The sequence below is a fragment of the Pseudonocardia autotrophica genome (assembly GCF_003945385.1).
In the GTDB taxonomy this organism is placed as follows: Bacteria; Actinomycetota; Actinomycetes; order Mycobacteriales; family Pseudonocardiaceae; genus Pseudonocardia; species Pseudonocardia autotrophica.
Genome location: NZ_AP018920.1, coordinates 1829501 through 1843865, shown reverse-complemented (window position 1 = coordinate 1843865; position 14365 = coordinate 1829501). Strand labels below are relative to the sequence as shown.

The 14365-nt window shown below is 66.4% G+C and carries 7 protein-coding genes, 1 tRNA gene and 3 rRNA genes; 4 read left to right on the top strand and 7 right to left on the bottom strand.

The annotated features are described in order from the left end of the window. Window positions 1-35: 35 nt before the first annotated feature. The 5 genes from ettA to Pdca_RS08865 form a co-directional block, all read right to left on the bottom strand. Entirely contained in the window at window positions 36-1712 is a 1677-nt protein-coding gene (gene ettA, locus Pdca_RS08885; RefSeq protein ID WP_125911331.1) for an energy-dependent translational throttle protein EttA, read from the bottom strand. Between the two features lie 25 nt (window positions 1713-1737). Further along, window positions 1738-2304, bottom strand: coding sequence for a single-stranded DNA-binding protein (ssb, locus tag Pdca_RS08880; protein ID WP_158092295.1), 567 nt, complete (start codon window positions 2302-2304; stop codon window positions 1738-1740). Window positions 2305-3692: 1388 nt separating this feature from the next. Beyond that, window positions 3693-3809, bottom strand: a 5S ribosomal RNA gene (rrf, locus tag Pdca_RS08875). Window positions 3810-3895: 86 nt separating this feature from the next. Continuing rightward, window positions 3896-6995: ribosomal RNA gene (locus Pdca_RS08870) — 23S ribosomal RNA — on the bottom strand. Window positions 6996-7311: 316 nt separating this feature from the next. Beyond that, window positions 7312-8831: ribosomal RNA gene (locus tag Pdca_RS08865) — 16S ribosomal RNA — on the bottom strand. Together the 16S, 23S and 5S rRNA genes form the textbook arrangement of a ribosomal RNA operon. 712 nt (window positions 8832-9543) lie before the next feature. On the opposite strand from Pdca_RS08865, the gene Pdca_RS08860 reads away from it, so the two are divergent. Then, entirely contained in the window at window positions 9544-10191 is a 648-nt protein-coding gene (locus tag Pdca_RS08860; protein WP_125911330.1) for a hypothetical protein, read from the top strand. 16 nt (window positions 10192-10207) lie between these two features. Here the strand turns inward: Pdca_RS08860 and Pdca_RS08855 are convergent, their stop codons facing one another. Beyond that, on the bottom strand, window positions 10208-11011 hold the full coding sequence (locus tag Pdca_RS08855; protein ID WP_085913695.1) for a Stp1/IreP family PP2C-type Ser/Thr phosphatase: 804 nt from the start codon (window positions 11009-11011) through the stop codon (window positions 10208-10210). A gap of 186 nt (window positions 11012-11197) precedes the next feature. Between Pdca_RS08855 and Pdca_RS08850 the strand changes: the two genes are divergently transcribed. The 3 genes from Pdca_RS08850 (at window position 11198) to Pdca_RS08840 (ending at window position 13416) form a co-directional block, all read left to right on the top strand. After that, window positions 11198-11271 (top strand) — tRNA-Arg (locus Pdca_RS08850). Between the two features lie 88 nt (window positions 11272-11359). Further along, entirely contained in the window at window positions 11360-12040 is a 681-nt protein-coding gene (locus Pdca_RS08845; protein WP_085913696.1) for a response regulator transcription factor, read from the top strand. Next, window positions 12037-13416 carry a sensor histidine kinase gene (locus Pdca_RS08840; protein ID WP_085913697.1) on the top strand — a complete coding sequence of 460 codons (1380 nt, stop codon included), beginning with the start codon at window positions 12037-12039 and terminating at the stop codon, window positions 13414-13416. The genes Pdca_RS08845 and Pdca_RS08840 overlap by 4 nt, the downstream gene beginning before the upstream one ends. 7 nt (window positions 13417-13423) lie before the next feature. Here Pdca_RS08840 and Pdca_RS08835 read toward each other — a convergent pair whose 3' ends face one another. Further along, a complete protein-coding gene (locus tag Pdca_RS08835) occupies window positions 13424-14362 on the bottom strand; it encodes a TAXI family TRAP transporter solute-binding subunit (protein ID WP_085913698.1) in 939 nt (312 codons plus the stop codon). Between the last annotated feature and the right edge of the window lie 3 nt (window positions 14363-14365).

Genomic DNA, 14365 nt, shown 5'->3' with positions numbered 1-14365 from the left:
TCGGACCCGCTCGACGCGGCCCGGCGGAGTAGCGCTCAGTCGCGAGTGAGCTTACGGTGCGTGACCCGGTGGGGTCGCGCCGCCTCCGCGCCGAGTCGCTCCACCTTGTTCTTCTCGTAGGCCTCGAAGTTGCCCTCGAACCAGAACCAGGCCGCCGGGTTCTCGTCGGTGCCCTCCCACGCGAGGATGTGGGTGCAGGTCCGGTCGAGGAACCAGCGGTCGTGGGAGATGACCACGGCACAGCCGGGGAACTGGTCGAGCGCGTTCTCCAGCGAACCGAGGGTCTCGACGTCCAGGTCGTTGGTCGGCTCGTCGAGCAGGATCAGGTTTCCACCCTGCTTGAGCGTCAGCGCCAGGTTGAGCCGGTTCCGCTCGCCACCCGAGAGCACCCCGGCCGGCTTCTGCTGATCGGGCCCCTTGAACCCGAACGCCGCCACATACGCCCGGGAGGGCATCTCCACGTTGCCGACCTGGATGAAGTCCAGACCGTCGGAGACGACCTCGAAGACCGTCTTCTCCGGCGCGATACCGCCGCGGTTCTGGTCGACGTAGGACAGCTTGACCGTCTCGCCGATCCTCACCTCGCCCGAGTCCGCGCTCTCCAGCCCGACGATGGTCTTGAACAGTGTCGTCTTGCCGACACCGTTCGGACCGATGACGCCGACGATGCCGTTCCGCGGCAGCGTGAAGGACAGATCCTTGATCAGCTGACGACCGTCGAAGCCCTTGTCCAGGTGCGAGACCTCCACGACCTGGTTGCCCAGCCGCGGACCCGGCGGGATCTGGATCTCCTCGAAGTCCAGCTTGCGGTGCCGGTCGGCCTCGGCCGCCATCTCGTCGTAGCGGTCGAGTCGCGAACGGCTCTTGGCCTGGCGGGCCTTCGGGTTGGAGCGGACCCAGGCCAGCTCCTCCTTGAGCCGCTTCTGCAGCTTGGCGTCCTTCTTGCCCTGGACGGCGAGCCGCTCCGCCTTCTTCTCCAGGTAGGTGGAGTAGTTGCCCTCGTAGGGGAAGGTCCGGCCCCGGTCGAGCTCGAGGATCCAGCCGGCGACGTTGTCCAGGAAGTACCGGTCGTGCGTGACCGCGAGGACCGCACCCGGGTAGGTGGCCAGGAACTGCTCGAGCCACAGCACGCTCTCGGCGTCCAGGTGGTTCGTGGGCTCGTCGAGCAGGAGCAGGTCCGGGCTCGACAGCAGCAGCTTGCAGAGCGCGACACGGCGTCGCTCACCGCCGGAGAGGTGCCCCACCTCAGCGTCACCCGGGGGGCAGCGCAGGGCGTCCATCGCCTGCTCCAGCTGGGAGTCGAGCTCCCAGGCATCGGCGTGGTCGAGCTCCTCCTGGAGCTGACCCATCTCCTCCATGAGCTCGTCGGTGTAGTTGGTCGCCATCTCCTCGGCGATCGCGTTGTACCGATCGAGCTTGACCTTGATGTCGCCGAGGCCCTCCTCGACGTTGCCGAGAACCGTCTTCTCCTCGTTCAGAGGCGGCTCCTGCTGGAGGATCCCGACCGTTGCTCCCGGCTTGAGCGTCGCGTCACCGTTGTTCGCGTGCTCCAGCCCCGCCATGATCTTGAGGACGGTCGACTTCCCGGCCCCGTTCGGGCCCACCACGCCGATCTTCGCCCCCGGCAGGAAGCTGATGGACGCGTTCTCCAGGATGACCTTGTCGCCGTGCGCCTTGCGCACGTTCCGCATCGTGTAAATCAGGTCCGCCACGCCCCCGATGGTAGTTCGGTCGCAATCAGCCCTCGGAGGCCGGTGCGGTCGCCAACTGCTCCTGTCTGATGCGATCCACGATGCCCCGCTTCTCTGCGTCGTCGACATCCACGTCGAACGGCTCCTCGATCTCCCCGTTGTCGTCGGCGGACGGCTCGTCGACGACGGGCTCCCACTCGGGCAGTGGGCGTTCCGTGCGGCCGTCGGCGGCGGCCTGGCGGTCAGCGCCGGGTGCCCGCGGCGGCACCAGAGCCGCCGAGTACTTCAGATCGAGCCCCACGCTCACCGCGTCGATGCACAGCGTGCGCCGCAGTTCGCCCTCTCGCCCGATCCATTCGTCCATGTACATCCGGCCGACGACGATGACGGGATGCCCCTTACCCAGGGTGCCGGCCACGTGCTCGGCAAGATTCCGCCAGCACGTCACGCGGTAGAAGGTCTTCGAGACGTCGCGCCATTCCTTGGTGACGACATCCATCCGGCGGTAGTTCTCGGCGACGGTCATCTCCACGACCGCGACTCCGGTCGGTGTGTAGCGGAGAACGGGCTTGCGGGTCAGGTTTCCGACAACGGTGATGCGGTTGGTGGTCACGGGATCCTCCTGGGGGCTGTATCGCTGTCCCTTCGAGGATCGCGGCTCCTGGGGTGGTCGGAGGCTCCGATGTCGCGACTGTGGACAGATGACGGCCCTGTGGACAACCAGGGGTCTCGCTCGCCCCGGAGGCGATCCGCTGTCGGTGCGTTGTGCCGGCACGCGCCCGCTACCCGGGGAGTACAGCACCCCGCGCCCGGAACCCCTCTTCTTGCGCCACCACGGCACGTAGGCCTCTTCGCTCGCGGAGACACACACGAGACAGCGGAGTTATCCCGCAGCGGACCACCGAGCGCGGCTGAAGGCGGTTCTCGTCGACGACGCTGCCACCGACTACCAGCCGGGAGCCGCCGTATCCTGTGACTACGCCGACCACATCGTCGTGAACGTCAGCTCCCTCTGACACTCCAGAGCTTCGTGAGCTCCAGCAGGCGGACAAGCTCGAGCCGCTCCGACGACAGGTGGCCCGGCCCACCCCACCGAGGGCGGAGCGCCCATCACTCCTCGACAGTCACACCAGCGCTGTCCGCGGGGCGCTCCACGACTCTGTTGTGCCCCTCGGAACCCCCATCTGCGTGGGGCCGCCGCCCCTCCGCGGAGGGGCGGCACGTCGGGCGCGCACCGCCGCGCCGGGCATCACAGCCATGCTGGGCACACGACGGCAGCCCACCGGCGGATACCGGGCGTACACCCCCGCCCCGAACCGCACGCTTGCCGAAGCCACACCAGCGCTGTCCGGAGAGCGCTCCGCGACTCTGGTGCGCCCCTCGGCGCCCGCACCCTCCCGCGGGGACGGTCCTTCGCCGACGGCTGCACACCGCACGGGCGCCTGCTGACCGGGGCTGTCGTTGCCCTCACGGCTGGGCTGCGACCTGGCCGCTCTGCCGTATCGCGACGGTGTCACCGGCGTCGGCCGGGCCGGCGTCGACACGCTGCCTCGTCCCCGCGCCTCCGGCGCACCGCGCACCGCGCACCGCGCACCGGTCGACCGTCACACCAGTGCAGTCCACGGGGCGTCTCACGACCCTGGCGTAGCCCTCGGAACTCCCGGCCACGTGGGAACGCCCGTCCACTGACGGCCGCGCCCCCGGGCGCTCACCGACACACACGCACTGGGGGGGAGCGCACTGGGAGCGCACTGGCGAGCCGGCGCATCGGCGCATCCCCATACCGGGTGCGCACTCCGCGAGCATCAGGCCGACACCGTGCGGCCATCCGGGCGGGCCCTGCGCGGGCACCACGCGCGCAGCGGGCGAACACCGCATGGGCATCGGGCGCACATCCGAGCGGGCAACTACGCCCACACCCGGGCCGGTCAGCATAAAAAAGGCCTGGAAATGCGGAAATGCCCCGGACCGAAGTCCGGGGCATCCCCTACACATGTTGAATGTCGGCAGCGACCTACTCTCCCACACCCTGTCGAGTGCAGTACCATCGGCGCGGAAAGGCTTAGCTACCGGGTTCGGAATGGGACCGGGCGTTTCCCTAACGCTATAACCACCGACAACACTATCAACTTCTCTTCAACCCACCACACAACCAAAAACTGGTTGTGGGCTCAGGGTCACACAGTGGATGCGAACAAAATGTTGTGAGCAAGCCCTCGGCCTATTAGTACCGGTCAACTCCACCCCTCACAGGGCTTCCATCTCCGGCCTATCAACCCAGTCATCTCCTGGGAGCCTTACCCACTCAAGGTGGTAGGAGACCTCATCTTGAAACAGGCTTCCCGCTTAGATGCCTTCAGCGGTTATCCCTCCCGAACATAGCCAACCAGCCGTGCCCCTGGCGGGACAACTGGCACACCAGAGGTTCGTCCGTCCCGGTCCTCTCGTACTAGGGACAGCCTTCCTCAAATCTCCAACGCGCGCGGCGGATAGGGACCGAACTGTCTCACGACGTTCTAAACCCAGCTCGCGTACCGCTTTAATGGGCGAACAGCCCAACCCTTGGGACCTACTCCAGCCCCAGGATGCGACGAGCCGACATCGAGGTGCCAAACCATGCCGTCGATATGGACTCTTGGGCAAGATCAGCCTGTTATCCCCGGGGTACCTTTTATCCGTTGAGCGACACCCCTTCCACAAGGTGGTGCCGGATCACTAGTCCCGACTTTCGTCCCTGCTCGACCCGTCAGTCTCACAGTCAAGCTCCCTTGTGCACTTACACTCAACACCTGATTGCCAACCAGGCTGAGGGAACCTTTGGGCGCCTCCGTTACTCTTTGGGAGGCAACCGCCCCAGTTAAACTACCCACCAGGCACTGTCCCTGAACCAGATCATGGCCCGAGGTTGAGACACCCAATTCGACCAGAGTGGTATTTCAACAACGACTCCACACCCACTAGCGTGAACGCTTCACAGTCTCCCACCTATCCTACACAAGCCGAACCGAGCATCAATACCAAGCTATAGTAAAGGTCCCGGGGTCTTTCCGTCCTGCCGCGCGTAACGAGCATCTTTACTCGTAGTGCAATTTCGCCGAGTCTGTGGTCGAGACAGCGCCCAAGTCGTTACGCCATTCGTGCAGGTCGGAACTTACCCGACAAGGAATTTCGCTACCTTAGGATGGTTATAGTTACCACCGCCGTTTACTGGCGCTTAAATTCTCCGCTTCGCCCCGAAGGACTAACAGGTCCTCTTAACGTTCCAGCACCGGGCAGGCGTCAGTCCGTATACATCGTCTTGCGACTTCGCACGGACCTGTGTTTTTAGTAAACAGTCGCTTGGGCCTGGTCTCTGCGACCACCCACCCCTAGCCTGCAAGAGGCCTCAAGGCAGATGGCCCTCCTTCTCCCGAAGTTACGGAGGCATTTTGCCGAATTCCTTAACCACAGTTCTCTCGATCGCCTCGGTATTCTCTACCTGACCACCTGTGTCGGTTTGGGGTACGGGCCGCAACAGCACTCGCTAGAGGCTTTTCTCGACAGCATGGGATCACCCTCTTCGCCTCAATCGGCTACGCATCACCTCTCACCCTTCACGATCCCCCGGATTTACCTAGGAAATCAGGCTACAGGCTTACACCACGACAACCACCGCGTGGCGGAGCTACCCTCCTGCGTCACCCCATCACTTGCCTACTACCAGATCGGATCCCACGCTCCCCCACAAACACAACTCCCGAAGGAGCCGAGGTGGGTTCGGATGGTTAGCATCACCAGATTCAGCATGGACGCACTATCACGAGCACGGGAATATCAACCCGTTGTCCATCGACTACGCCTGACGGCCTCGCCTTAGGTCCCGGCTCACCCTGGGCGGAACAACCTGGCCCAGGAACCCTTGGTCATCCGGCGGCAGAGATTCTCACTCTGCATTCGCTACTCATGCCTGCATTCTCACTCCCACACCCTCCACCCGTCAATCACTCCCGGGCTTCACCAGATGCAGGACGCTCCCCTACCCAACAACACTCTACGTGTCATTGCCACGGCTTCGGCGGTGCGCTTGAGCCCCGCTACATTGTCGGCGCAGGACCACTTGACCAGTGAGCTATTACGCACTCTTTCAAGGGTGGCTGCTTCTAAGCCAACCTCCTGGTTGTCCGGGCGATCCCACATCCTTTCCCACTTAGCGCACGCTTAGGGGCCTTAGCCGGTGATCTGGGCTGTTTCCCTCTCGACCACGAAGCTTATCCCCCGCAGTCTCACTGCCGCGCTCTCACTCACCGGCATTCGGAGTTTGGCTGACTTCGGTAAGCTTGTCGGCCCCCTAGGCCATCCAGTGCTCTACCTCCGGTGAGAAACACACGACGCTGCACCTAAATGCATTTCGGGGAGAACCAGCTATCACGAAGTTTGATTGGCCTTTCACCCCTACCCACAGCTCATCCCCCAGGTTTTCAACCCTGGTGGGTTCGGGCCTCCACGACGTCTTACCGACGCTTCACCCTGGCCATGGGTAGATCACTCCGCTTCGGGTCTACACCCCGCGACTCCACCGCCCTATTCGGACTCGCTTTCGCTACGGCTACCCCACACAGGTTAACCTCGCCACGAAGCATAACTCGCAGGCTCATTCTTCAAAAGGCACGCCATCACCCTGCCCCACAAAGAGACTTCAGGCTCTGACGGCTTGTAAGCACACGGTTTCAGGTACTATTTCACTCCCCTCCCGGGGTACTTTTCACCTTTCCCTCACGGTACTTGTCCGCTATCGGTCATCAGGTAGTATTTAGGCTTGACGGGTGGTCCCGCCAGATTCACAGCGAATTTCACGGGCTCGCTGCTACTCGGGAACAACATTCATGACAGACACTGCATTTTCGCGTACGGGGCTCTCACCCACTCCGGCGACCCTTCCCAGAAGTCTTCCGCTAACACAGCACCACATCATCCCACCCTCGGCAGAAGGTGAACAACACGTCCCAACAACCCCGCACCCGCAACACCTGCCGGCTTGACACGGACACGGTTTAGCCTCTTCCGCTTTCGCTCGCCACTACTCACGGAATCACTATTGTTTTCTCTTCCTGTGGGTACTGAGATGTTTCACTTCCCCACGTTCCCTCCACGCACCCTATGAATTCAGGTACGGGTAACACCCCATGACGGGTGCTGGGTTTCCCCATTCGGACACCCTCGGATCACAGCTCGGTTGACAGCTCCCCGAGGCCTATCGCGGCCTCCCACGTCCTTCATCGGCTCCTGATGCCCAGGCATCCACCATGTGCTCTTAACAACTTGACCACAACAAGATGCTCGCATCCACTATGCAACACTCAACCCACAACCACACCAACCCGGACAGCAACCACCACACCCCACACAAGGAACGCGTTAGGAAACCACCAGACGGACGGCCAGAAGACAACACCCAACCGGATGTCCCCTCAGGACCCAACAGTGTGCCGAACTCAGCCTTGACGCCTCATGTTCCACCCAGACACACCCCGGAACACGAACGGCCCCGACAGGCATGATCTCGAATAAGGAACCAACACAATCCACACAAACACAACGTGCGTAAAACGTTGGCGCCCCACCACTCGGTGAGACTCCTTAGAAAGGAGGTGATCCAGCCGCACCTTCCGGTACGGCTACCTTGTTACGACTTCGTCCCAATCGCCAGTCCCACCTTCGACAGCTCCCTCCACAAGGGTTGGGCCGCCGGCTTCGGGTGTTACCAACTTTCGTGACGTGACGGGCGGTGTGTACAAGGCCCGGGAACGTATTCACCGCAGCGTTGCTGATCTGCGATTACTAGCGACTCCAACTTCACGGGGTCGAGTTGCAGACCCCGATCCGAACTGAGACTCACTTTAAGGGATTCGCTCCACCTCACGGTCTCGCAGCCCTCTGTATGAGCCATTGTAGCATGTGTGAAGCCCTGGACATAAGGGGCATGATGACTTGACGTCATCCCCACCTTCCTCCGAGTTGACCCCGGCAGTCTCCCATGAGTCCCCACCATTACGTGCTGGCAACATGGAACAAGGGTTGCGCTCGTTGCGGGACTTAACCCAACATCTCACGACACGAGCTGACGACAGCCATGCACCACCTGCACACAGGCCACAAGGGAAACGACATCTCTGCCGCGGTCCTGTGCATGTCAAACCCAGGTAAGGTTCTTCGCGTTGCATCGAATTAATCCACATGCTCCGCCGCTTGTGCGGGCCCCCGTCAATTCCTTTGAGTTTTAGCCTTGCGGCCGTACTCCCCAGGCGGGGCGCTTAATGCGTTAGCTGCGGCACAGAAACCGTGGAATGGTCCCCACACCTAGCGCCCAACGTTTACGGCGTGGACTACCAGGGTATCTAATCCTGTTCGCTCCCCACGCTTTCGCTCCTCAGCGTCAGTATCGGCCCAGAGACCCGCCTTCGCCACCGGTGTTCCTCCTGATATCTGCGCATTTCACCGCTACACCAGGAATTCCAGTCTCCCCTGCCGAACTCAAGTGATGCCCGTATCGACCGCACGCTCAGAGTTAAGCCCCAAGTTTTCACGATCGACGCGACACACCGCCTACGAGCTCTTTACGCCCAATAATTCCGGACAACGCTCGCACCCTACGTGTTACCGCGGCTGCTGGCACGTAGTTGGCCGGTGCTTCTTCTCCAGGTACCGTCAATTGCTCTTCGTCCCTGGCGAAAGAGGTTTACAACCCGAAGGCCGTCATCCCCCACGCGGCGTCGCTGCGTCAGGCTTCCGCCCATTGCGCAATATTCCCCACTGCTGCCTCCCGTAGGAGTCTGGGCCGTGTCTCAGTCCCAGTGTGGCCGGTCGCCCTCTCAGGCCGGCTACCCGTCACCGCCTTGGTAGGCCATCACCCCACCAACAAGCTGATAGGCCGCGGGCCCATCCCCCACCGAAAAAACTTTCCACACGAAGACATGCATCAACGTGTCCTATCCGGTATTAGACCCAGTTTCCCGGGCTTATCCCAGAGTGGAGGGCAGGTCACCCACGTGTTACTCACCCGTTCGCCGCTCGTGTACCCCCGAAAGGGCCTTACCGCTCGACTTGCATGTGTTAAGCACGCCGCCAGCGTTCGTCCTGAGCCAGGATCAAACTCTCCAACAAAACCCTGACAAACACCATGACCAGCCGACGGGATCGACCAGCCACAGCCAAACAAACTGGCATAAAAACGCCAAAACTATATAAATAGCTCGACACACTGTTGAGTTCTCAAAAGACACCCGCACCACACCACCGGCCTCACAACCGGATCCGAAGGCGGATCGCCTTGACCCCACCACCATAAACACCCGAGAAACTCGGACATCCACCGGGGGGACCTCTGTGGCCAGCGGGCCTGTTGACCGGGCTCTCAGGCCCGTTCTGTCCGGCTCACTCGCTGACAGGAACTAAGTTACGCCACGGTGTCCGGGCGCGTCAAACCGGGGTCCCAAACACCCACTGACCTGCGCAAATCCTCCGAAGAGGCAGTCAGGCCACCGCGTGGAACCGAGCCGGCGATGCGACGAACGGTCACCCCGTCCAGCTCTCCCTGCATCCTGATTGACCAGCACCGATCGCGCAAGAGGAAGCGCCGATCGGAGGTCGCGAAGTCCTCTGGGGACGTCGTTCGTCCTGCGGCCCATGCGCACCCTCCTCGTCGAGAAATTTTTTTCGACCGTCCGTCGCGGGCCGGACGAGCGACGAGCGGTCGGGTCCCGGCCGTCGACGACGCCCGGTGGGCCGTGCAGCGGGCACATCACGATCATCGGCGATGCACGGCCGCTCGTCGTGCGAGGAGCCGACCGGGCCCGCCCTGCGCGAGACTGCCCGCGTGCTGACCGCCGGAGACGTCCTCGATCCCGTCCTGCACCGGCTGCGCGCCGGCAACGGTCCGACGGCCGCGCAGTGGTGCCGTGCTCCGGGGGCGACCAGCCGGGTGCGCGCGACGCTGGTCCACGACGGCGTCGCGCTGGAGGTGGGCGACAGCGCGTTCGGTGTGTCCCGTGCGTCCCCGCTCGCCCTGCCGCTGCGCACCCGGTCGGTGGACCGGATCGCCGTCCCGCTCCTCCTGCCGCTGCTGCACGACATGAGCGGGCTCTTCACCGAGCTGCGCCGGGTACTCGCACCACACGGGCTGCTCTCGGTCCTGCTGCCGGCGCCCGCGTCGTTCGGCTGGCGCGGGGGCGAACTGCGCCGCGCGGTGCGGGCGTCGTGGCGGCACCGCTCGGCGGTCGAGCACCCGGAGTGGCTGGCGTCGTCGGCGGACTTCGCGGTGCTCGCCGACGACCGTCTGGACTTCACACTCGACGGTGCCGCCGGGGCCGGCGCGGCCGATGCGGACCGGCCGGCGGCCGTGGCCGACCTGTGCGGCGCGGGCGTCTACCCGCCGGAGCTGCCGGCGTCCGCCCGGGCCGGTCTGGTCGCGCACCGCACCGCGGCGCACCGGGTACGGCTGCGGCGGATCGTCGCCCGCCGGTGAGTCCCGGTGCGGTCGGTCAGTTCGAGGTACTGATCTCGGCGGCCGCGCCCGCGACCCGGAGATCCTGCGTCTGCTCCGACTCGTCCGCCAGCTCGACGACGTCGGCGACGATCGCGGTGATGTTGTCCGGCCCGCCGCCCTCGTTCGCGAGGTCGATCAGGCGCTGCACGATCGCGTCCGGAGCGGCCTCGGCGGCCAGCTCCCGCAGGAGCGCGTCGTCGTCGAGCACCGCGGTGACGCCGTCCGAGCAGAGCAGGAACCGATCACCCTCGAGGATGTCGATCCGCTCGAGATCGGGCTCCGGCGCGTGGTCGGTGCTCAACGCCCGCATCAGCACCGAACGACGCGGATGATGAGCCGCCTCCTCGGCGGTGATCTGCCCCTCGTCGACGAGCTGCTGGACCATCGTGTGGTCGTGCGTCAGCTGGGTGAGCCCACCGTCGCGGAGCCGGTAGATGCGCGAGTCGCCGATGTGCGCCATGGCCAGCTGATCGCCGGTCAGCAGCAGCGACACCACCGTCGTCCCCATCCCGCGGGTGTCCGGGTCCTCCCCCGCCCGCCGGGACAGCCGCTCGGTCGCGTCGACGAGGGCGTCCGTCATCTCGGCCGCGAGATCGAGATCGGTGAGATCCTGGGGCAATCGGCCGTCCAGCTCGGTGAACGCCGACACCGTCATCGCACTCGCGATCTCGCCGTGGGCGTGACCGCCCATCCCGTCGGCCACGATCAGAAGGCGGCCGGTCGTCGCGCCGGAGTCCTGGTTCGACGTCCGGCGGCGACCTACATCCGACCCGATCGCGGATCGCAGTCCCAGAACCATGGGGACAGTATGGACGTGACCGTCCGTCAGCGTCGCAGGCGAGGCCCTAGTTCGCGCGTGCTTCAACCGTACGGATGGTGGTGCGCCCCGCACGGGTGCCCGTACGGCCGACGTCGGATGGGTGATCGCTTGCCCGGGTCGCTACGGTGATGGCCGCGTGCCGCGCCGCTGGTGACGGTGCGCGCAGCCTCCGTAGCTCAGGTGGATAGAGCATGGCCCTTCTAATGCCGTGGTCGCAGGTTCGAGTCCTGCCGGGGGCACCCACACACGGCAGTCCCACCGGTCCCCCGCGACCCGGCTGAGATCGCCCGTTGTGCCCGGGAGCGTCCTGCTCTCTACCCTGCAACCGTGCGGATTCTGGTGGTCGAGGACGACGACCGGGTGGCGCGTGGGCTGGTGCGTGCCCTGCTCCGTGCGGGGTACCGGGTCGTACGCGCCGCCGACGTCGCCGAGGCGCTCGAGCTGATCGACGAGCAGGTGCCCGATCTCGCACTGGTCGACATGGGTCTGCCGGACGGGCACGGCAGCGCGGTGGTGCGCAAGCTGCGCGAGCAGCCCGCGACCGGGGTGCTGGTGGTGACCGCGCAGGACAGCGAGGCCGAGCGGGTCGTCGGGCTGCGCGCGGGTGCCGACGACTACGTGGTGAAGCCGTTCAGCCTCGCCGAGCTGCTCGCCCGGATCGAGGCGGTGAGCAGGCGGACCCGCGCGCTGCGACAGGCTGTGGCACCGGCCGCCGTCGTGCACTGCTGGGGCACCCTCGAGCTCGACGTGACGGCCCGCACCGTGCGGGACGGCGCCGACGGGTGGTCGGCGGCGCTCACCGCGATCGAGTCCGCGGTGCTGGCGCTGCTGTTCGAACGGGCCGGGCAACCGGTGGAGCGCGGTTTCGTGATCGACCAGGTGTGGGAGGCGCCGACCGAGTCCAGCTCGCGGACCCTGGACACGCACATGGCGACGCTGCGCGGCAAGCTCGGCGAGCGGGTCGCCATCCGGACCCTGCGCGGTGTCGGCTATCAGGTCGGCCCGTGAGGCGCCGGCTGGTGGTGGCGATCGCGCCACTGCTCGTGCTGCTGATGCTGGGCGTGCTGGTGCCGACCGCCGGGACCGTCGCCGAACGGCACACCGCCACGCTGGTCGCCGACCGGCTCAGCGACGCGAGCCGGTTCTCGGTGCTGGCGCTCACCGCGCTCACCGGCGGGACCGCGCTGCAGGCCGACCTGGTGCGGCTGCGCGCCGAGCTCGACGAGTACGCCGACCTCTACGACACCCCGATGTGGTTCCTCGACCGCGAGCAGCAGGTGCTGCACGCCACCGACGGCACCCCGCCACCGGCGGAGGCGACGGCCCGGCTCACCGGGGTGCTCGCCGGGCAGCTGCCACCGGTGGAACGCACCGTGTGGCCGTGGCGGGTCGAACCCGAGCTGGTGGTGACGCCGGTCGGCCGCGACTCCCAGGTCGTCGCTGCCCTCGTGCTCGCCGTCCCGACCGACTCGGTGCGCGCCCGGATCCTCGGCGACTGGGCGCTCCTCGGTGGCCTGTTCGCGCTGGTCGCGACGCTGGCGGTGTGGCTGGTCGGGCCGATGACCCGATGGATCCTGCGGCCGGTCGCGGACCTGGAACGCAGTGCGGCCGCCGTCCGCGCCGGTCAGCTGGACACCCGGGCCGCGCCCGACTCCGGGCCACCGGAGCTGCGCAACCTCTCCGCGGGCTTCAACGACATGGTCGACGCGGTGCGCCGCACCATCGAACGACAGCAACGTTTCGTCGCCGACGCAGCCCACCAGCTGCGCAACCCGATCGCATCGGTCCGGCTGTCGGTGGAGAACCTGGAACCGCACCTGGGGACCGACGCCGACGCGCGCGTCGCCTACTCCGACGCCGTCGACGATCTCGAGCGGATGAGCAGCGTCCTGAGCAGCATGCTGGCCGCCACCGCGGTGGCCGACCGGCCGGCCGGCGCCGGCCCGGTCGGTGCCGCCATCGGCCAGCGGGGGTCGTCCTGGCGGGCGGTCGTCGAGGACGCCGGGATGACCTTCGCCGAGGATCTGGCCGGTACCTCCACCCGGGTGCGGGAACCGACCGGCGGGCTCGCCGCCGCCGTCGACGAGCTCGTCGCGAACGCCGTCCGGCTCTCCCGCGGCAGCACCGTGACGGTGCGCGGCCGCCCGGACGGGTCCGGCTACCGGATCGAGGTCGCCGACGACGGACGCGGGCTGGACGAGAACGGCAGGCGGCGCGCGACCGAGCGTTTCTGGCGCAGCCCGCACGACCAGAACGTCCCGGGCACCGGGCTCGGGCTGGCCATCGTCGCCCAGGTGCTCGACGACGCCGGCGGCGCGCTGGAGCTGGCCGAGACGCCCGGCGGAGGATTGACCGCCGTCGTACGGGTGCCGCCGGCGACCTGAGCACCGCTCAGGGCTTGCGCTCCCGGAACCAGCGGCGGGCCCCCGGGTGCAACGTCACCGGGGTGGTCGCCGCGCCGGTGCGCGGGTTGATCTGGCTCGCCTCACCGCGCACCCGGGACAGCTCTGCGGCGTTGTCGAACAGCACCGCGGTCAGCCAGTTCGCGAGCTCCTGGTCCATCGACGGCTGCACCGCGAGCAGGGTCGGCACGGCCAGCGCCGGGGCCGACTCCATCGGCGGGTACATCGTCGCCGGGACCACGACCGGCACGTACTCCAGTGGACGGGCCCGGACCAGCGGCTCGATCTGCGCGGTCAGGTCGAGCAGCCGCACGGCGCCGTCCCGGGCCAGCTCGGTGACCGCCGGGGTGGGCATCCCGGTGAGGCTGAGCACCGCGTCCACCTCGCCGGAGCGGAATGCGCGCACCGAGTCTGCCTGCGAGTAGCTGCGCAGATCGACCTCGCTGCCGGCCTGCTCCAGCAGCCGTCGGCTCAGGTAGCGGGTGCCGGAGAGCGGCATCCCGGCGGCGAGCGTCGCGCCGTCGAGGTCACGCAGGTCGCGCGCCCGGCTGTCGGCCGGGACGAGCACGTGCATCACCGAGTCGAAGACCCGGGCGAGTGCCATCACCTGTCCGGAGTGCTCGGCGGCGACGTCGACGTTCACGAAGGCCATCTCGACCCGGCCGCCGGTCAGCATCTCCATGTTCTCCGGCGCCGCGTCGGTGTACACGAGCTCGACGACGGGCCTGCCCCACGCGCGGTCGAGCACCCCGGCCAGTGCGAGACCGATCTCCCGGTAGACCGCGCCCTCCGGCCCCGTACCCAGCCGGAACGGCTCGGGCGGCCGCGGCGGCGCCGGGGCGCAGCCGGACACCAGCCCGCCGCCCAGCGCCATCCCGGCGAGGGCGCCGGAGGTGCGCAGCAGCGCGCGGCGCGACAGCCCGGTCATCCC